The 19035-nt window shown below is 41.6% G+C and carries 16 protein-coding genes and 5 pseudogenes; 6 read left to right on the top strand and 15 right to left on the bottom strand.

The window, feature by feature from the left end; translation table 11 throughout:
- Positions 1–123 precede the first annotated feature (123 nt).
- Together ACSLFW_RS03735 and ACSLFW_RS03730 are read left to right on the top strand one after the other, a co-directional pair.
- Positions 124–884 (top strand): annotated as a pseudogene (locus ACSLFW_RS03735) (exodeoxyribonuclease III).
- Positions 885–1055: 171 nt separating this feature from the next.
- A pseudogene (locus ACSLFW_RS03730) lies at positions 1056–2017 on the top strand (OmpA family protein).
- A gap of 158 nt (positions 2018–2175) precedes the next feature.
- On the opposite strand, the gene ACSLFW_RS03725 reads toward ACSLFW_RS03730, so the two are convergent.
- The 7 genes and pseudogenes from ACSLFW_RS03725 to ACSLFW_RS03695 form a co-directional block, all read right to left on the bottom strand.
- Positions 2176–3435: a murein hydrolase activator EnvC family protein gene (locus ACSLFW_RS03725; RefSeq protein WP_436554703.1), complete on the bottom strand. Its 1260-nt coding sequence runs from the start codon at positions 3433–3435 to the stop codon at positions 2176–2178.
- Position 3436: 1 nt separating this feature from the next.
- Complete coding sequence (locus tag ACSLFW_RS03720) at positions 3437–4228, bottom strand: DUF4292 domain-containing protein (RefSeq protein WP_436554702.1); 792 nt, start codon at positions 4226–4228, stop codon at positions 3437–3439.
- Complete coding sequence (locus tag ACSLFW_RS03715; RefSeq protein ID WP_436554701.1) at positions 4225–5442, bottom strand: tetratricopeptide repeat protein; 1218 nt, start codon at positions 5440–5442, stop codon at positions 4225–4227. Before ACSLFW_RS03715 ends, ACSLFW_RS03720 begins: the two co-directional genes overlap by 4 nt.
- Positions 5439–5576 (bottom strand): hypothetical protein, encoded by a 138-nt coding sequence (locus ACSLFW_RS03710; protein ID WP_436554700.1) that lies wholly within the window; start codon positions 5574–5576, stop codon positions 5439–5441. Before ACSLFW_RS03710 ends, ACSLFW_RS03715 begins: the two co-directional genes overlap by 4 nt.
- A gap of 12 nt (positions 5577–5588) precedes the next feature.
- Positions 5589–6600: pseudogene (locus ACSLFW_RS03705) on the bottom strand (sugar phosphate nucleotidyltransferase).
- 83 nt (positions 6601–6683) lie between these two features.
- Positions 6684–7118, bottom strand: a complete 435-nt coding sequence (dut, locus tag ACSLFW_RS03700; protein WP_436554699.1) for a dUTP diphosphatase — start codon at positions 7116–7118, stop codon at positions 6684–6686.
- Positions 7096–8646: an oligosaccharide flippase family protein gene (locus ACSLFW_RS03695; protein WP_436554698.1), complete on the bottom strand. Its 1551-nt coding sequence runs from the start codon at positions 8644–8646 to the stop codon at positions 7096–7098. Before ACSLFW_RS03695 ends, dut begins: the two co-directional genes overlap by 23 nt.
- A gap of 120 nt (positions 8647–8766) precedes the next feature.
- On the opposite strand from ACSLFW_RS03695, the gene ACSLFW_RS03690 reads away from it, so the two are divergent.
- Genes ACSLFW_RS03690 through ACSLFW_RS03675 form a run of 4 tightly spaced genes read left to right on the top strand, consistent with a single transcriptional unit; the run spans position 8767 to position 12994 of the window.
- A complete protein-coding gene (locus tag ACSLFW_RS03690; RefSeq protein ID WP_436554697.1) occupies positions 8767–9915 on the top strand; it encodes a hypothetical protein in 1149 nt (382 codons plus the stop codon).
- Positions 9872–10855 (top strand): prolyl oligopeptidase family serine peptidase, encoded by a 984-nt coding sequence (locus ACSLFW_RS03685; RefSeq protein ID WP_436554696.1) that lies wholly within the window; start codon positions 9872–9874, stop codon positions 10853–10855. The genes ACSLFW_RS03690 and ACSLFW_RS03685 overlap by 44 nt, the downstream gene beginning before the upstream one ends.
- 54 nt (positions 10856–10909) lie before the next feature.
- Complete coding sequence (locus ACSLFW_RS03680) at positions 10910–12307, top strand: hypothetical protein (protein ID WP_436554695.1); 1398 nt, start codon at positions 10910–10912, stop codon at positions 12305–12307.
- A 51-nt stretch (positions 12308–12358) separates the two neighbouring features.
- Positions 12359–12994 (top strand): prolyl oligopeptidase family serine peptidase, encoded by a 636-nt coding sequence (locus tag ACSLFW_RS03675; protein ID WP_436554694.1) that lies wholly within the window; start codon positions 12359–12361, stop codon positions 12992–12994.
- 223 nt (positions 12995–13217) lie between these two features.
- Here the strand turns inward: ACSLFW_RS03675 and atpG are convergent, their stop codons facing one another.
- From atpG to ACSLFW_RS03635, 8 genes and pseudogenes are all read right to left on the bottom strand, one after another.
- The gene (gene atpG / locus ACSLFW_RS03670; RefSeq protein WP_436554693.1) at positions 13218–14081 is read right to left on the bottom strand and encodes an ATP synthase F1 subunit gamma; all 864 of its coding nucleotides are present in this window, start codon (positions 14079–14081) and stop codon (positions 13218–13220) included.
- A gap of 83 nt (positions 14082–14164) precedes the next feature.
- Positions 14165–15743, bottom strand: a pseudogene (gene atpA, locus ACSLFW_RS03665) (F0F1 ATP synthase subunit alpha).
- A gap of 14 nt (positions 15744–15757) precedes the next feature.
- On the bottom strand, positions 15758–16291 hold the full coding sequence (atpH, locus tag ACSLFW_RS03660) for an ATP synthase F1 subunit delta (RefSeq protein ID WP_436554692.1): 534 nt from the start codon (positions 16289–16291) through the stop codon (positions 15758–15760).
- 1 nt (position 16292) lies between these two features.
- A pseudogene (locus ACSLFW_RS03655) lies at positions 16293–16794 on the bottom strand (F0F1 ATP synthase subunit B).
- Positions 16795–16878: 84 nt separating this feature from the next.
- Positions 16879–17079: an ATP synthase F0 subunit C gene (atpE, locus tag ACSLFW_RS03650; RefSeq protein ID WP_436554691.1), complete on the bottom strand. Its 201-nt coding sequence runs from the start codon at positions 17077–17079 to the stop codon at positions 16879–16881.
- A gap of 99 nt (positions 17080–17178) precedes the next feature.
- The gene (gene atpB / locus ACSLFW_RS03645) at positions 17179–18327 is read right to left on the bottom strand and encodes a F0F1 ATP synthase subunit A (protein ID WP_436554690.1); all 1149 of its coding nucleotides are present in this window, start codon (positions 18325–18327) and stop codon (positions 17179–17181) included.
- Positions 18328–18444: 117 nt separating this feature from the next.
- Complete coding sequence (locus tag ACSLFW_RS03640; protein ID WP_436554689.1) at positions 18445–18837, bottom strand: hypothetical protein; 393 nt, start codon at positions 18835–18837, stop codon at positions 18445–18447.
- Entirely contained in the window at positions 18837–19013 is a 177-nt protein-coding gene (locus ACSLFW_RS03635; RefSeq protein WP_436557367.1) for an AtpZ/AtpI family protein, read from the bottom strand. The genes ACSLFW_RS03640 and ACSLFW_RS03635 overlap by 1 nt, the downstream gene beginning before the upstream one ends.
- Positions 19014–19035 lie beyond the last annotated feature (22 nt).

The following is a 19035-nucleotide window of genomic DNA, read 5'->3' as shown; positions in this document are numbered from 1 at the left end:
TGGGAGAAATCCGGCTTTCGTTTGCTTATTTTTTGTGGATAAGATTATTAATATCTCACGCGCTTTCGTGCTAAAGTTTTCAAACCTTTTTTGTTACTTTTGAAAAGTAAAAACTTCATTTTAATGAAAATCATCTCCTATAATGTAAATGGCATCCGCGCCGCGATTTCAAAAGGTTTTCTCGATTGGCTGCAACAGGCAAATCCGGATATTATCTGCCTTCAGGAAATAAAGGCAATGGAAGACCAGGTGCCGCTTACTGACATTGAAAACGCCGGATATCCTTATCATTACTGGTTTCCCGCGCAGAAAAAAGGGTATAGTGGCGTTGCGGTTTTGTCTAAAATAAAACCGAACAAAGTCGTTTTCGGAACCGGAATCGATTATATGGATTTTGAAGGAAGAAACCTTCGCCTTGATTTCGACGATTTTTCGGTGATGAGTCTGTATCTGCCTTCGGGAACGAACATCGAAAGACTGGATCACAAATTCAAATTCATGGATGAGTTCCATGAATACATTACAGCACTCAAAAAGAAGTGCCTAACCTCATTATTGGCGGCGATTACAACATTTGCCACCAGGCGATTGATATTCACGACCCAATCAGGAATGCCAATGTTTCCGGGTTTTTACCCAATGAGAGAAAATGGCTCGGCGAATTGATGGACAGCGGATTTATCGACAGTTTCCGCCATTTCAACAAAGACCCGCACCAATATTCGTGGTGGAGCTACCGAGCCGGCGCACGAGGCAATAACAAAGGCTGGCGTCTAGATTATTTACTGGTAAGCCAACCGATGGAACATCGCTTGAAGCGCGCCGTGATTTTATCCGAAGCCAAACATTCCGACCACTGTCCGGTGATGGTGGAGATTGATTAGGAGCATTTTCCGGCCTTCCACTGCTATCTTTGCTGCCTGGCAGCAGGCAATAAAAGGATAACCGTTGCAAATGCAGGGCATTCACTGAACTCCGATGAAAATAAAGTCAGTGAAGTAATCCGGGCTAGACATCCTGCAAAACAGAAATAAACAATTCAAAATAAGATTAACATGATTAAAAAAGTTTCAATTGCACTATTGGTTATAGCGCTGTCAACTTCCTGCGTTTCCAAGAAAGTATTCAACGACCTTGAAAACAAATATGCCGACCTGAAAAAGGAAAACCGCAAAATAGCCGATGAAAATGAGGAGCTTACAAAAGCGAAAAACCAACTTGAACTCGACCAAACTGCTCTTCAGAAAGAATATGATAAAATCAAAGGCGAACGCGACAAACTCGCCGCAGATTATGCCGCAGCATCCAGCAACCTTAAAACATTGCAGTCGTCGTACAATGCCTTAGAGAAAAATTCTGACGATGCCTTGCAATCGAACCTTAATAAAAACCGAGAATTGCTGGCGAAACTCGAAGCCAAGGAAAAAGCATTGGCTGCCGAGCAGGAACGCCTTAATAAATTAATGGCCGATTTTCAGGAACGCTCCAATCGCGTAGCAGAACTTGAAAAAATGATGAGTGACAAAGAAGCCAGCATGAAAAAACTGAAAGAAACCTTATCAAAAGCACTCAACGCCTTTGAAGGAAAAGGATTGACAGTCGAGCAGAAAAACGGAAAAGTTTACGTATCGATGGAAAACAAATTGCTGTTCCAAACCGGAAGCTGGCCGTTGGCGCCGAAGGTAAAAAAGCGGTTGTTGAAGTTGGAAAAGTCTTAGCGGCAAATCCTGATATTTCTGTCTTAATCGAAGGCCACACCGACAACGACAAATTCGCCGGAGCTGTTGGCCAGATTGAAAACAACTGGGATTTATCAACGAAACGCGCCACCGCAATCGTCAATATTTTCGCAGAAAACAAAGGCATCAACAAGCAAAATCTAACCGCTGCGGGAAGAGGCGAGTTCGCGCCAATCGCATCGAATGACACTGCTGAAGGAAAATCGAAAAACCGCCGTATCGAAATCATTCTGACACCAAAACTCGATGAGATTTCTAAAATGCTGAATGAACTTTAGTTAGAGGAAAGAAACAAGACCGCTGCGCTGCAAGAGTCAAGACCTTTAGTTTGCGCATAAAAAAAGCAGGAGAGGAAAATTATTCTTTCCTGCTTTTTTTATCTTTTATCTTGCAGCGCAGCGGTCTTGACTCTTTCAGCAAAGCAATCTTTCTTCTCCTACATATTAAACAACCAATTCGCCGGATTCGAATAAGTCGTATTCTGCAAAATCATGAATTTCAAGACCGTTTTTCCGGTGTCGCCGTTCGTCCTGATTTTTCCTATGCTTTGCTTGCGCGTCACTTTATCACCTTTGCTCACACTAACGCTGCTCAGGTTTTGGTACACCGTAAAGTAATCTCCATGCTGGATCATTACGGCTTTATTGACGGCAGAAAATACATAAACGGTATAAACGGTTCCTTCAAAAACGGCTCTTGCGTTCGCGCCGGCGTCGGTTTCAATTTCGATGCCGCTGTTGTGTACCATGATTTCTTTTTCAATCGGGTGGTGCTGGTCGCCGTAAAGTCCGGTTACTTTTCCGCGTTCAACCGGCCATGGCAAATTCCCTTTATTTGATTTAAAATTATCGGCTAAGACTTTTGCTTCTGGCGTCAGGACGATTTTTGTTGAAGATTCCGTCGCTTTTGTGGCGGCAGCCGTTACGGTTTTCGGGTTTGCTTTCTTATTGGCCTCGGCCGTTTTCCTGTTGGCTTCGGCTATCGCTTCACGGATTAATTTATCGATTTGCCTATCGATTTTCTTAGATTCCTGTTGCTTTTTCTTGATTTCAGCAACGATTTTCTTCTTGTCTTTTTTAATGGAATTGACAAGTTTTTCCTGTTCTTGTTTTTCCTTTTCAAGCACTTCCCGTTCTTTTTGCTGTTCTGCAAGCAGTTTTTGCTTTTCGGTTTTCTGAACGTCGAGTTTGCTGTTGTAATCGGATAACTGAAGTGTTTTTGCCTGTATTTCTTCACCTTGCGCCTTTCTGTATGCGGCATATTGCTTCATGTACTGCGCCCTTTTATACGCCTGGAGGAAATTTTTCGACGATAATAAAAACATCGCGCGGCTTTGTTCCGAACGGCTTTTATACGATTTCACAATCATTTCGGCATAATCGGCTTTCAGGGCTTCCAGATCTTTGTTGAGCCTGTTGATGGAAATCTGATTGATATACATATCGTTTTTCAGGATTTTCGCCTGCTTTTCCGTCGTGCCGATTAATTTCTCGCGCAACTTTATTTTCTCTGTCTGCTGTTCGATTACAACCGTAACCGATTGCTGTTTCTGATTCGTGCTTTTCAGTAATTCTTCTTTTTCACGGATCTCCTTCTGCAACTCAGCTTTTCGCTGCTCGAGTTTTTCCTGGCTGGTCTGGCTCCACGACAGTGAAGACAGCAGCAATAAAATAAATAAGGTCAGGTGTTTTGGCATACTAAAAAACGGTTTTTGCAAAGCTACTCAATAAATATTCTTTCGTAACCATCGGGAACGCTGTATGGGAAAGAAGTTCTTCGTTGAAAGTCGCTGCGTTATAATCGATATTGATAGTTGTCTTTTTGCCTTCGTTGAACGCTTCGATCAGGAATTCTGCCGGAAGATTCATCATCGGATACTCTTTATGATTCGGATACGACACCAAAAGCGAACGGTTTTTGGCGCTTTGCGTAATTTCCTCCTTCTTGATCAGGAATTTCGACGCTTCGAAATAAAATGTCTTTTCTGTTCCTGCCGAACTGGTTTCAAGTTTATACAATTTATCTTCGATGGAAGTTTTGTATTTCCCTTTCGTCAAATCGTCTAAAGCCTGTCCAATCAGCATGTTCTGCACTTTTGAATAATCCAAATCGGTGCCGAGCCATTTGCTGAGTGCGGCATAATCGCCTTCGAAAAATTTGCCGCCGAGTTTTTCGTAATACTTCACTTCTTTCGGCGTGATCAAAGCCTTCGCCATCGTAATGCCCAAAAACCTGATGCTGACAAGGATTTTTTCATCTTTCAGGATTTTGATTTCTGCCGTAACATTCTGCGATTGCTTTTCATCTTCATAACGCGCGCTCGCTTTTATGTACAACGTCTTAAAATCTTTTTTATTGGCGTAATGGTTTTCGGCGACCGTTTTCGCAGGAATTTCCTCTGTCGCTTTCGCTTCAGCAATTACCGTTTTCGTAGTCTTGCACGAAACAAATGCCAACGCCATCAGTGCCAACGCAATATATTTTTTCATTTTTTTTGTTTTAGTAATTTGTCGGCTTTCAGGAAATAAGCTTCTTTTTTCTTGAGGTCGCCCAAGCCGCTGTAGGCTTCGCCGAGCTGGATGTTGAAATTGATTTCGAGTGCTTTATCGTCAACCAGAAAATCGATTCCGGTTTCGAGGATGTCTTTTGCTTTTTTGAATTCTTTCTGTTGATTGTGGGCCAATCCGGAGTAATAATACAATTCGGGCTGTTGCGGAAACATTTCGATGGTGTCGTCAGCTTTCGCAGCAACTTTATCAAATTGCCCTTTTTCGACGTAAGCCTGCAGCAAAAGCAAGATCGTCTCCATATCGTTCGGATTGCTTTTGTTGTCGATTTCATAATATTCGATGGCCTTGTCCCAGTCTTTTTTGCCTTGGTGGAATTTGCCGATTTCTTTCGCGGTTTTCGCTTCTTTATCTCCGTCAAAATAACCGATGGCTTTTTGCAGATCGGCGTCGAATTGCGGATTCGTCTTCGTAAAAATCAAGAATTCATTGATGACACGGTGCTTGATTTTATTGTCGATTTTATTGCTTTTCAGGATTTGGTTCATCGACGCGACGGCTTCTTTTCCTTCGTTTTTGCTGAGATGAAATTTGAATAAGCTCACTTGCGCCCAATCTGAAGTTGGAATTTCTATTTCTAATTTCTTTGCGATTTCAAGCGCTTTTTCTTCCTGATTGCTGTCGGAATACAGGAAAATCAGCGCGATGTAATTCGATTCTTCTTTCGGATTTTTCTTAATCTGATCAAGCAGATTGGTTTTTTCCGTATCCTGGAACCTGGAATCTTTAAGAATATCAGCTTTGTATAATTCCCTTTTTTCAGATTTACCGACCTTGTCATTGAGTTCGTTGATCATCGCCAACGCCTTGTCGTATTGACCGGTTCTCATATAAAGTGACGTTAAATCTTCTTTATAACCTTCGTCAAATTCAATAAGCTTTTTCACCAAAACGATTGATTGCTCGTCGTCTTGTGTTTGATAGCAAACGTCGTACATACCCGCCAGATACCATTTATTTTTCGGGTCGAGTTGTGCTGCCTGTGCGAAAGATTCGTAAGATTTTTTGTAATCCTTCAGGAAAAGATAATTCTTGCCCAATTCGTTGTAAACTTCGGGATTATCAGGATTTAGCGTACGGCATTTTTCAAGCGCAGTGATGGCTTTGTCATAATTTTCGATGGCCTTCTGCTTCAATGCTTCAAAAAAGAATCCTGAAAAGCATCGGTTACCGCCGGAATATCTTCTGGCTCGGTTTGCGCCAAAAGCGTTGCCGGGAATGATAACATTCCGATGAAAATTGCCGCTAAAAGCCTGTTTTTTAATTTCATTTCAATTTTTATTTATTCCAGAACCGAATAATCGCCGATGCTGATGCTGGTAAAATTACCGTCGAAAATCGCATGGCTGCCGATCATCGCATTATCCAGATTGGCATTCCTTATTTTGGAATGATTTTGCACAAGGCTGTTTTTTATCGTCGTATTTTCTACCGAACAATTATTGCCGATAGAAACATTAGGGCCAACAGTCGCATTCTTCAACACTACATTTTCGCCTATAAAACATGGCTGAATAATTGTAGAATGTTCTGAAACAAGATTTTTCTGAAACAAGATTTTCACCATCGCCGTGCAAAAACCCGAGCAATCTTGAATTGGTTTCGACCGTTACGTTCTTGTTGCCGCAATCCATCCATTCGTCGACTTTTCCCGGTACAAATTTCATGCCTTTCACTTTCATGTTTTCTAATCCGTCGGTCAGCTGGTATTCGCCGCCTTTTACAACATTGTTATCAAGCAGATATTGCAATTCAGAGCGCAAAGCTTCTCCGGATTTGAAATAATAGATTCCGATGATGGCTAAATCTGACACAAATTCTTTTGGTTTTTCGACGAAATCTACAATCTGGTTGTTTTCGTTTAATTGAACTACGCCAAAAGCACTTGGATCTTCTACTTGCTTCACCCAGATCACACTGTCAGCTGTAGTATCTAAAGTAAAATCGGCACGGAAAAGCGTATCGGCATACGCCACGACAATCGGTCCTGACATTGAATCCTTGGCGCACATGATGGCATGAGCCGTTCCGAGTGCTTCATTTTGGTAATAAATGGTGCCTTTTGAACCTAATTTTTCGGCGATGGCGATGAGTTCTTTTTCAACCTGTTTTCCGAAATCTTTGTGGATGATGAACGCAATTTCCTCAATTTCCTGATGGATGACGCCGGCGATGTCTTCAACCAAACGGTGAACAATCGGTTTTCCTGCAATCGGAATGAGCGGTTTCGGAACGGTTAAGGTGTGTGGGCGTAATCTTGAGCCGCGGCCCGCCATTGGAACTATTATTTTCATAAGTCGAAAGTCGAAAGTCAAAAGTCGAAAGCAAATTCCTCCGGCCTGTCTTTCATTATTAATTATTAATTATTCACTTTTAATTATTTCACGCCAGTACTGCCAAAACCGCCTTCACCTCTCGAGGTTTCAGTCAAAATTGCAACTTCAGTCCATGCTGCGCGTTCGTGTTTGGCAATGATGAGTTGTGCAATTCTTTCACCATTTTCTACGACAAAAGCTTCATTGGATAAATTTACTAAAATCACACCGATTTCACCGCGATAATCAGCATCAATTGTTCCCGGAGAATTGAGAACGGTGACGCCTTTTTTGGCTGCGAGTCCGCTTCTTGGGCGCACTTGCGCTTCATATCCGATTGGCAACTCAATGAAAAGTCCGGTTTTGACGATGGCCCTTTCCAGCGGGTTTAAAGTGATCGATTCTGAAATGCTCGCGCGCAAATCCATTCCCGCCGAAGCAATCGTTTCGTAATTCGGCAGCGGATGTTCTGATTTATTGATTATCTGGATCTTCATCTGGATTTTGTGTATTTGGAATTAAGTCTTTAACGGTCGGTGGCTGTGATTTTCTTTTCAGAATGCGTTGCAGCGTGTCTTTTTCGTTGTAATAAATAAAATACATAAAAATAAGCAGCAGCGGAATCCCGACGAAATAATTTTCGCGGAAATAATAAAATGAAATCACCGAAAATAGTATCGAAAGTCCGAGATAGCCGCCAATCTTCTTCTTGTCATACGGAATCGGATATTGCTTATTGCCCATCACATACGAAATCAGCATCATGCTGCCATAAGCCGCGATCGTTGCAATGGCCGAACCCATGTAGCCGTCGCCGCCATTTTCCTGAAAAACCGGGATCAGGATGAAATTCAGCACCAGCGTCACCGCCGCGCCGATAAGCGAAATGTACATGCCAATATGCGTCTTGTCAATCAGTTTGTACCATACGGAAAGGTTGGTGTAAATGCCGAGGAAGAAATTCGCCAGAATGATCAGCGGAACGACTTTCATCGCTTCCCAGTATTTCGGGTTCGGAAGCATCACAAGCTTGAGCAAATCGGCAAAAACAATGACTGACAATAAGATAAACGTTCCGAAAATGACAAAATATTTTGTAATCGTCGCATACGTTTCTGTTGCTTTCTCATTAGAGGAATGGCTAAAAAAGAACGGTTCGATGCCTAAAGTATAAGCCGTTCTGTACAAAACCATGAACAAGCCGAGTTTGTAGCATGCCGCATAAACGCCCACTTCTTCTTTGGCAATATCTGTCGGCAATAATTTTTCAAGCAGGATTTTATCGAGCTGGTCGTTGATGGCAAATGCGATTCCGGCAACTAAAATCGGCAGTCCGTAACGCATCATCTGCTTCCATAAAACCGAATTGAAATGCCATTTGAGTTTAAAATAATGTGGCAAAAGCACGAGGAAAGTCAACAAACTCGCAATGATATTCGATACGAAAATATAACCGACCTGAAAATTCTCGAAGTAAACCGATCCAAAAAATGAATCGGGCCAGGCTTTGGCAATCTTCGGCAGATAAATCAGGAAAAATAAATTGAATATCAGGTTTACGCCGACATTTCCAATCCTGATAACTGCATATTTTATCGGCATTCCTTTTGCGCGCAACTTCGAAAACGGAATCGCACAAAGCGCATCCAGCACAATGATCCAAATCGTATACGTGATGTACTGCACATCGAAACCGATAAATTTCGCAAGCGCATTCCTGAAAATCAAGGCGCCAAAAAGGAACAGCAACGACGACCATAAAATCGAAATCATCGAAGTTTCAATGACGCTTTCCTTATCGGTTTCTTTGTTGTAAAACCTGAAAAATGAGGTTTCCATTCCGTAAGCCAAAATGACATTGAAGAAAATGATGTACGAAAAAATAACGTTGATCACACCGTAATCGCCGGGCGAATGCAGGTATTTTACATAAAGCGGAACGAGCAAAAAACTGAAAATTCTGGGCAAAACCGTCGCCAAACCATAAATGGCCGTTTGCTTGAAAAGATTTTTATATAAACTCAATGTTCCGGAAGATTTGTTTTGCTGAACAAAAATAGCGATTTCTTTGGTTTATTGTTGTTTTTAACGGGTTTTCATTGTGCCGATTTGCATTATATTTGTCGTTCAATCTTATCTTTTCAGATGAAAATCTTTCGGGTTTTTTGTTGTTTGATTTTTACGGCATTTTGTGTGGCGCAGGAATTTCCGAAGGCGAAAAAAACACCGGTTTCCATTACCAGGCATAATATTTCTTTTACAGATGATTTCCCGTGGATGGAAGACATGCGCAGCGCCGAAGTAAGCGCTTGGATTGACGCTGAAAACAGTTTTACCGACGCGCATCTGACTGAAATCAGCAATATTTATGCACCTTTAAAAACCATCAAAAAATATGATGCCGGGCGTTCTTATAAACTTGCCGACAATAAAGGCGGTTATTTTTTTTATATGTTCCGCGGAATGCTTGACAACAAATCTTCTTCGCTTTGGGTTGCGAAAAGCTTAGACGACAAACCCGTTGAAATCGTCAATCCGAATTTGATTTATCCGGATAAAGTGGTCACGCTAAACAAATATTATCTTTCGAAAAACTCAAATTTGCTGGCTTTTAAGATTACGCTCGACGGCAGCGACCGCCAGGAAATCAGGTTTTACGATTTCAAGCTGAAGAAACAGCTCGACGATGTGTTGCAGAATGTAAAATTTTCTGCCGTTGCCTGGAAAAGTGATGATGGCGTTTTTTATAAGAAGAACAATAACCGCCAGCAATTCGCTAAAGATTCGACTTACCAGTTGATGTACCATAAGATCGGCACTGTGCAGGAAAATGATCAGGTGGTTTTTGACGACACGGCAACGGAAAGCACCATTACCAATTTTTTTACTGCTTCAGATAAGCTTTTTATCATCGAAGACAACAAAGACGAAACGCTCAAGAATTATTATGCCGCCGATCTTGACGATAAAATGATTTCGGAAAAATTCGTAGAAAACGATTCGACCGGACTCGAATTCCTCAATTTTCGCAACGACCGCGTTTACTTTTCTTCTAAAAGTTATGATTGGGGTGAAATCCGTTCGTTCAATTTAAAAAACCGTGCGAAGGAAAAAATCGTCATTCCGCAGATTTATATGCATTTGCTCGTGAAGTCTTATTTGTTGGAAGATTACATCGTTTGTAAATACAAAACGGTCGGGAAAAATTACCTTCAGGTCTACGATTATTCGGGAAAATGGATCCGGAAAATTGAGGCACCGCAAGGGATCGGACCTCGATTACAGTTTTTTTGATGAGAAGACTGAAAATCTTTATTACATGCAGTTTTCCTATACAGTTCCTCCGCAGAATTTCAGATACAATCTCAAAACCGGCGAAGACCAACCATTTTTTAATGACCGTTACAAGCAAAAGCCGACCGTATTTCCGATGGGTTATTTTGAAACGGAAACTATTACCTTCAAAAGCCGCGACAATGTTGATGTTCCGATTACGATCGTACACAAAAGAGGCCTTCCGCTTAACGGGAATAACCCAACAATCCTCAAAGCTTATGGCGGTTTCGGAAAAGTTGCTGCGTATAATTACGACACCGGATTGTTGTATTTTCTCGAAAATGGCGGTGTATTCGCTTACGCGGAAATCCGGGGCAACGGCGATAAAGGCAAGCAGTGGCATTTGGACGGAACGCGGTTGAAAAAAAGCAATACATTCAATGATTTCATCGATGCGGCGGAGTTCCTGATTCGCGAAAAATATACTTCGCCTGCAAAACTCGCCATTACGGGCGGTTCGCAAGGCGGATTATTGGTTGGCGTGGCGATGACACAAAGACCTGAATTATTCAAAGTAGCGGTTCCTGAAGTCGGTGTTTTCGATATGTCAAGATTTTCAGAATACACCGTTGGCCGTTACCATTATGACGAATATGGCAATCCGGAAAATGAAGCCGAATATGGCGCGATGCTGGCATATTCACCTTATCAAAATATAAAAGAAGACGTGAATTATCCGGTGACTTTGATTCTTACTTCAGAAAATGACGACCGCGTTCCGCCGGTAAATTCATATAAATTTGCCGCGAAATTGCAGAATCGTGCCACACAGAAAAATCCGGTTTACATTAAGATTGCCAGGAAATCAGGACATTCCGGTAATAATTCTTCTTATGACGCATGGCTGCAGTCGCAATCGGAATTTTACAGTTTTATATTGTTTCATCTGAATCAATAATTTTTCAGGCGGCATTTTGTTTTCAATGTATATTTGTATACCTAATATGTTACGATGAAAACGCCTTTATTCATTCTCACGCTCCTTTTTTCGATTTTTTGTTTCTCACAGGAATTTCCAAAATCCAGAAAATCGCCACAAACACTTTCAAGACATAACATCAATTATCAGGACGATTATGCGTGGCTTGAAGATTACAAATCGCCGGAAGTTACCAATTGGGTCGCGGCGCAAAACCAGGTCGTTGACCAGCATTTTAACGAGATTAAGAAGAAATACAACATCGCTTCCAAATTACGCGAATACGACGCGCTGTCAACCAACAGCATTCCTCATAAAAAAGGGCTTTATTATTATTCGAGCTACAGGCTCGATAAAAACAAGCCGGCTTCACTTTTTATACGCAAAGATGTCAATGAAGATCCGCGCATGCTTGTTGATCTTTTTGATGTTTTCAAAACCAATAATGCCTTTATAACCGGCACTTATCCGTCTGAAAATTCGAGAACATTGGCTTATTCTGTGAGTGTTGACGGAGGTGATCGCAATACCGTTCGCTTTGTGAACATTGACAATTCCAAGGACTTGGACGATGTGCTTACCGACATCAAATTTTCAAATATTGCCTGGAACCAGGACAAAGGCGTGTTTTATAAAAAGAACAGCAATACGCAGAAATTCGCCGCCGATTCGACTTATCAATTGTATTACCATAAACTTGGCAAGCTGCAGCAGGACGACGATTTGGTTTTTGACAGTACTGTTTCGGGCAGCAGGTTTTCTTTTTTTACAAAAGAAAATAAGCTTTTCATTATCGAAAGCAACAAAGAGGAAACGATGGAAAACTATTATATGTGTTCCCTTGAAAATAATGTTTTCGAGCCTAAGAAAATCGTTGAAAACGAGACTTCGGCTACGCGTTATCTGCATTATTCAAAAGGCCGTATCTATTATTCTTCTGAAGGATCTGACTGGGGCGAAGTACGTTCCTTCGACATCAACAACCGCGCGGATGACAAGATACTTATTCCGCAACTCTATACTCAGTTGCTTGAAAACACGATTTTCTACGACGATTATATCGTTTGCAAATACAAGACTGTCGGGAAAAATTATATGATTGTATATGATAAAGCCGGGAAATTTGTACGGAAATTCGAAGCACCTTACGGAATGGATTTCGCCGTACAATTCTTTGACAGCCAAACAAGCGATTTGTACGTGACTTTTTATTCGTATACGATATCTTATCTCAATTACCGACTGAATATCCTGAGCGGCAAGACCTGGCCTTTTTTTACGCATTTTATACAACCCAAGCCGAGCCTTTTCCCATTTGATTATTTCGAAACGAAAACTATTACTTACAAAAGCAAAGACGGTACCGATATTCCGATGACGATTGTGCACAAGAAAGGCGTGAAAATGGATGGCAACAATCGACTTTATTGAAAGTTTATGGCGGATTTGGCGCTGTGAGCCTAACCAGAATACGACACAGGATTGCTTTATTTTCTCGATAAAGGCGGCGTATTCGCTTATGCAGAAATTCGCGGCGGCGGAGAAAAAGGTCTCGAATGGCACCATGAGGGTATGGGACTAAAGAAAATAAACACATTTACCGATTTCATTGATGCAGCTGAATATTTGATCAGTGAAAAATATACTTCTCCTGCAAAATTGGCTATTACCGGCGCTTCACAAGGCGGTTTGCTGGTAGGCGCTGCCGTGACAATGCGGCCGGATTTGTTTAAAGTCGCCATTCCGAAAGTCGGGGTTTATGACATGGCAAAATTCGACCAATACACTGTTGGCAATTACCACCTTGATGAATACGGAAATCCGGATATTCCCGCTGAATTCAAGTCGCTGTTGGCTTATTCGCCTTATCATAATGTAAAAGAAGATGTAAATTATCCTGTCATGCTGGTTATCACTTCAGAAAATGACGATCGCGTGCCGCCAATTTATTCCTATAAGTTTACGGCACGTTTGCAGGACAGAACGGCGCAAAAGAACCCGATTTATCTTGAAACCCGCAGCGATTCAGGACATTACGGAAAAGTAGCCAATTATAGTGATCGCATTGAACAGGCTGCAGAGTTTTACAGCTTTTTGCTTTATCATTTGAATCAATAGCGTTCTGTTATCCGGAGAATTTGATTCTGGTATTTCTTACGGAAGCCCCTCGACTGCGCTCGGGGTGACATTGGCTGAAACCGTGAAAAAATCTCTGGATTAACCGGATGTGTTACCCAGAGCGCAGTCGAGGGGCGTCATTTATTTTTAATAATCTTAGAAGCCATAAAATAAAAAAGCCGATAATCACTTATCGGCTTTTCTATCAAATTTGTATGCTGGTTTATCCATTCAAGGCTTCTGCACCACCAACAATCTCGAGGATTTCGTTGGTAATTGCGGCCTGGCGTGCTTTGTTGTAAGTCAGTTTCAATTGATTTCTCAATTCTGTTGCATTATCAGTTGCTTTGTGCATCGCCGTCATACGGGCGCCGTGTTCTGAAGCGAAAGAATCGCGAACGGCTTTGTACAATTGCGTTTTCAGCATTTTCGGGATTAATGTCAATACGATTTCTTCTTTCGAAGGCTCGAAGATATAATCTGTGGCGTTTTGTGCAACATCCGATTTCACAGGAACCAATGGCAGGAACTGTTCAGCCTGAACGATTTGTGTTGCGGCATTTTTGAACTGGTTGTATACCAAAACGATTTTGTCGTATTTTCCCTGAATGAAAAGCTGTACCAATTCGTCAGCAATAATCGCAACATTTTCGAATGTAAGGTTGTCAAAAACGTTGTTGTTATTGTTGATTACCGTATTGGTTTTGCGAATGGCATCGTTTCCTTTTTTACCAACGGTAATAAAATCAACTTGTTTTCCTGCATATTCGTTTTCGGTAAGGCGTTTTGCTTCCTTAACGATGTTCGAGTTGAAGGCGCCGCTCAATCCACGATTGGAAGTGATAGCAACGATCAATACGCGTTTTACTTCACGCTGAACTGTGAAATCTCCGCCTGCATCTCCATCTAGCGTCGCAGAAAGATTTTGCAGCAATTCGGTTAATTTTTCGGCATAAGGGCGCATCGCCGTGATCGCATCCTGTGCTTTCTTCAGTTTTGCCGCAGAAACCATTTTCATCGCCGATGTAATCTGCATCGTTGAGGAGACGGAGGTAATTCTGTTACGGATTTCCTTTAGGTTTGCCATTTTATTGTGGGTTCAGGGTTTAGGGTTCAGGGTACATGGTCGAGGAAAATCCCTGAACCCTGTACCCAGCACCTTGTACCTAATTAGTTATATTTCGCTGAAACTTCTTTAGCTGCTTTTTCAATCACACCAGTGATTTCGTCATCCAGTTTTCCGGCTTTTAAAGCTTTCAAAGTGTCCTGTGCGTATTGTTCAGGTATTCAAGGAAGTCTTTTTCGAATTCTTTTACTTTGTTTACAGGAACGTTTCGTAGCAAGTTTTTAGAACCTGCGTAAATGATGGCCACCTGATCTTCCACTTTGTACGGATCGTTCAGACCTTGTTTCAGGATCTCAACGTTTCTTTTTCCTTTTTCGATTACGTTTAAGGTAACCGCGTCAAGGTCTGAACCGAATTTGGCAAACGCTTCCAATTCACGGAATTGCGCCTGATCCAGTTTCAAAGTACCGGCAACTTTTTTCATCGATTTGATCTGTGCGTTACCTCCAACACGTGATACCGAAATACCTACGTTAATGGCCGGACGTACACCAGAGTTGAACAAATCTCCGTCAAGGAAAATCTGTCCGTCTGTAATCGAGATTACGTTGGTCGGGATGTAAGCAGAAACGTCACCCGCCTGTGTTTCAATAATTGGAAGTGCAGTCAACGAACCGCCGCCTTTTACGATTCCTTTGATAGAATCCGGCAAATCGTTCATTGCTTTTGCGATTTCGTCGTTGTCGATTACTTTACACGCACGCTCTAATAAACGGCTGTGCAGGTAGAAAACGTCTCCAGGGTAAGCCTCACGTCCCGGTGGTCTCCTCAACAAAAGAGACACCTCACGGTAAGCCACCGCTTGTTTAGACAAATCATCATAAACGATTAGCGCAGGACGACCTGAATCACGGAAATATTCTCCGATAGCTGCACCCGCAAGTGGCGCATAAACCTGCATCGGCGCAGGGTCAGAAGCGTTAGCGGCAACGATTACAGTGTAAGCCATTGCGCCTTTTTCTTCTAAAGTTTTCGCGATTCCAGCTACAGTCGAAGCTTTCTGCCCGATGGCAACATATATACAGAATACAGGCTGACCTGCATCGTAAAATTCTTTTTGATTCAAGATGGTATCCAAACAAACGGTAGATTTACCAGTCTGACGGTCACCAATTACAAGCTCACGTTGGCCACGACCAACAGGAATCATCGCGTCAACGGCTTTTACACCTGTTTGCAATGGCTCAGTAACCGGTTGACGGAAGATAACTCCCGGTGCTTTTCTTTCGAGTGGCATTTCGTACAAAGTGCCGCCGATTGGTCCTTTTCCATCGATTGGGAAACCAAGCGTGTTTACTACACGGCCTACCATTTCTTCACCAACTTTCAGAGACGCGATACGTTGTGTTCTTTTTGCAGTTGAGCCTTCTTTGATTCCCGTTGATCGTGCCGTAAAAGTACCACACCCACGTTGTCTTCTTCAAGGTTCAAAACGATAGCTTCGAGTCCGTTTTCGAACTCGACAAGCTCACCATACTGAACATTTGAAAGACCGTAGATACGGGCGATACCGTCACCGACGTTCAATACTGTTCCAACTTCTTCAAGCGTAGCACCAGATTCAGAACCTGATAATTGTTTCTTTAATATTGCTGAAATTTCAGCAGGTTTGATTTCCGCCATAATTATATAAATAACTAGTTACTTAATTCTCTTTTTAATACCTGTAAACTGTTGGCGATGGAAGCGTTGTACTGCTTGTCGCCCATTCTTAAGATAAATCCGCCGATGATGGCTGGATCTACAATATTTTCAATTACGATTTTCTTGTTTGAAAACGTAAGGATTTTGCTCATTACTTTAGCCTCAAGATCTTTGTCCATCGAAATTGCCGTAGTTACTTTTGCTACTTCGACGCCATTCATTTCGTCGAACAAACGGTTGTATTCTGAAGCGATTTCCGAAACCATTTCAAATCTTTTGTTTCCGGCCAGAAGCGCGAAAAGATTTTTGGTCAGCGGATTTACATCTGCAAAAATTTCAAGCAATGCACTTTCTTTGGCATCGGTTCCTAAAGTCGGATTTACGATAAAAGCGCTCAATTCCGCATTAGCGTTAATCGTTGAAGCGATGGTCGCCATGTCAGCATTCACATCGACAGCAACACCAGAATCGTGTGCCGTATCAAGGACTGCCTTTGCATAACGGATCGCTGCTCTTGTACCTGCCATATTAGTTTAGTTTAGCGTCACCTAACATTTTCTCAACCAGTTTGGTCTGGGCTTCTTTCGTTAGACAATTCGTCTTTCAATAATTTTTCAGCGATTTCAAGAGATAATGAAGAAACCTGCGCTTTCAATTCTGACATGGCAGCGTTTTTTTCGCTTTCGATAGCAGCTTTTGCCTGCTCAATCATTTTAGCGGTAACTGCAGCAGTTTCAGTTTTTGCATCAGCCAGCATTTTTTCTTTGATTTGGTGGCCTTCTTTCAAAATGGTGTCGCGTTCCATTCTGGCTTCCTGCAGGATACGTTGGTTATCAGCCTGAAGGTTTTGCATCTCGCTTCTTGCCTGTTCGGCAGATTGTAAAGCGTTGCGAATGCCTTCTTCTCTTTCATTAACAGCATTTAAGATTGGTTTCCATGCGAATGCTCTCAAAAGGAAAATCAATCCGATGAAAATAAGCATCTGCCAAAAAAACAATCCTAACGAAAAATCTTCTACTAACTTTTCCATATTATATTGTGGGTTATATCTTTAATGTATAATGTAAAATTTTAAACAAAAGCTGCAACCAACCGTTACAGCTTTTTGTCTTTTTTAGTTTTCAGCTACTGCGAACAATGCCGCGAAACCGATACCTTCAATAAGCGCCGCTGCAATAAGCATAGCTGTTTGAATTTTTCCTGTTGCTTCTGGCTGACGAGCGATAGCGTCCATAGCCTGTCCACCGATTTTACCGATACCGATACCGGCTCCGATAACTACTAATCCAGCTCCAACGATTCTAGGAATTTCCATAATATATGTATTAAAAATTAAACATTCAAATTAGTCTAAAGTCTAAAGTCCAAAGCCTAAAGTCGTTTCTTTCGACTTTCGACTTGTTACTTTCGACTCTTAATGATGCGCTTCTTCGTGGTGGTGCTCCTCAACGGCAGAACCAAAATACAAAGCAGAAAGCATCGTGAAAATATATGCCTGTAATAAGGCCACTAAAATTTCGATAGTTGAAATCGCGAAAGAAAGCAGGAACGACAATGTTCCGCCAACCCAGCTTTTGAAAATAAAAATCAGGGCGATCAAACTCATCAATACGATGTGGCCCGCGATGATGTTCGCGTACAAACGAATCATCAATGAGAACGGCTTGATCAGAACACCTAATAACTCGATTGGCGCCAAAATGATTTTCATCGGAAGCGGCACGCCCGGCATCCAGAAAATGTGGCCCCAGTAATTTCTATTGGCTGTAAAATTAGTGATTAAGAAAGTAACGATTGCCAATCCGAAAGTGATGGCGATGTTTCCTGTAACGTTGATTCCCAGTGGCGTCAATCCGAAAATGTTCAGGAACCAAACGAAGAAAAAGATCGTAAGCAAATAGCTCATGTATCTTTTATAATGTTTCTCACCGATGTTCGGAATTGCGATTTCGTCTCTTACATATAAAACAATCGGTTCGAAAATCCTTCCGAAACCTTTAGAAATGCCGCCATTCTTAGCGAAAGATTTTCCAAGTCCGGCGAATATCCAGAACATCAAAAGCGCAACGACCAACATCGTTAATACGTTTTTGGTGATAGAAAAGTCTAATACTTTTTCGTTTGTCGGATGATGCGCGTCGCCCACTAAAGTGCCGGTTGCATCCGTTTTATATATTTTTTCGTCGTGACCTAAAACGTAGTAGTTTCCGTCAGATTCAGCTGCTTTTCCGCCTTCAAATTTCGAAGAAGAAAAAATGTGAACGCCATTGTCCCAAAGGATAATCGGCAATGGGAAACCAAATGATTTTCCGGTTGCTTCATTTTCAAAAAGAACAAAACTGTGCGCGTCGAGAACGTGGTGGTTTTTGTAAGCGTCAATCCTTGATTTTAAATCAGTTGGCTCGTGGCCTTCGTGTGAAGTTTCTGTAGTCGCAACTTCGTGTTTCACATTTTCGCTGTGTTGCGGAACGGTATCCGACGGCGTATTGGCAAAACCAAAAAATGGAAGCGCTGCTGCGAGAATTGTGATAATGAATTTGTGTGATTTATTCGAAAACATCATAACTGATAATTATCTTAATTGTACATTCTGAAATTTGGTGCAAAGGTACATTTTTTATTCATACACAAAAGCATATGAAAAATATTTTTTTGATGAAACTGCCGAATTACCCGCGATTTATTGATTTTTGTTCAATAAACGGATTGTCAGGATTGTTTCCATTGCTAAAAACAACAAAAAGATAATGATGAAGTTTGATTTTTCTGTGGGAACAATTGCCTCAGCATTTATCGGACTGTAAAAAAATGCGAAGCAGCCTAAAATCTGCAGCATCGTGGTCAGCATAAAAACCTGTCCGACGTTATTGATGCTGTGTTTTCTCAGAATTACGGAAACCGACGTGACCATCACCGCGCCAATTCCGAAAAAACCATAAAGTTCGAGTAATGAAAAATGATAGGTATCTTCCGTTTCTGGCAACAAAAATCCGAAAATCAGTTTGTGGATTCCATATAAAATTATACTGATTGCAACTGCCTGAAAAACCGGCCAAAACGCTCTCCAGTTCATTATTGGTCAGATTTGTTGATGTCTTTCAACTGCCTGTTAATATTATAAAATGCGAGCGCTATCCCAACAAGCGTCAGGATTTTTACATATAAATTATGTTGATTAGGGTAATTGGTGTCGAGCCATTTCCCGCCATAAGCAAATACGAACACAATCACGCCCATTTGTATGGGAATGTTGATCAGCGCCAGCCATTTG

The organism is Flavobacterium sp. 3HN19-14 (assembly GCF_051373205.1).
Taxonomy (GTDB): Bacteria; Bacteroidota; Bacteroidia; order Flavobacteriales; family Flavobacteriaceae; genus Flavobacterium.
Note: the sequence above shows the minus strand (reverse complement) of the source record. Positions and strands in the feature narration are given on the sequence as shown.

Bases quoted from the DNA above. Each gene is read 5' to 3' on its own strand.
- ACSLFW_RS03725 (WP_436554703.1), bottom strand. From the start codon at position 3,435: ATGCCAAAACACCTGACCTTATTTATTTTATTGCTGCTGTCTTCACTG.
- ACSLFW_RS03720 (WP_436554702.1), bottom strand. From the start codon at position 4,228: ATGAAAAAATATATTGCGTTGGCACTGATGGCGTTGGCATTTGTTTCG.
- ACSLFW_RS03710 (WP_436554700.1), bottom strand. From the start codon at position 5,576: ATGAAATTAAAAAACAGGCTTTTAGCGGCAATTTTCATCGGAATGTTA.
- dut (WP_436554699.1), bottom strand. From the start codon at position 7,118: ATGAAGATCCAGATAATCAATAAATCAGAACATCCGCTGCCGAATTAC.
- ACSLFW_RS03690 (WP_436554697.1), top strand. From the start codon at position 8,767: ATGAAAATCTTTCGGGTTTTTTGTTGTTTGATTTTTACGGCATTTTGT.
- ACSLFW_RS03680 (WP_436554695.1), top strand. From the start codon at position 10,910: ATGAAAACGCCTTTATTCATTCTCACGCTCCTTTTTTCGATTTTTTGT.
- atpG (WP_436554693.1), bottom strand. From the start codon at position 14,081: ATGGCAAACCTAAAGGAAATCCGTAACAGAATTACCTCCGTCTCCTCA.
- atpH (WP_436554692.1), bottom strand. From the start codon at position 16,291: ATGGCAGGTACAAGAGCAGCGATCCGTTATGCAAAGGCAGTCCTTGAT.
- atpE (WP_436554691.1), bottom strand. From the start codon at position 17,079: ATGGAAATTCCTAGAATCGTTGGAGCTGGATTAGTAGTTATCGGAGCC.
- atpB (WP_436554690.1), bottom strand. From the start codon at position 18,327: ATGATGTTTTCGAATAAATCACACAAATTCATTATCACAATTCTCGCA.
- ACSLFW_RS03640 (WP_436554689.1), bottom strand. From the start codon at position 18,837: ATGAACTGGAGAGCGTTTTGGCCGGTTTTTCAGGCAGTTGCAATCAGT.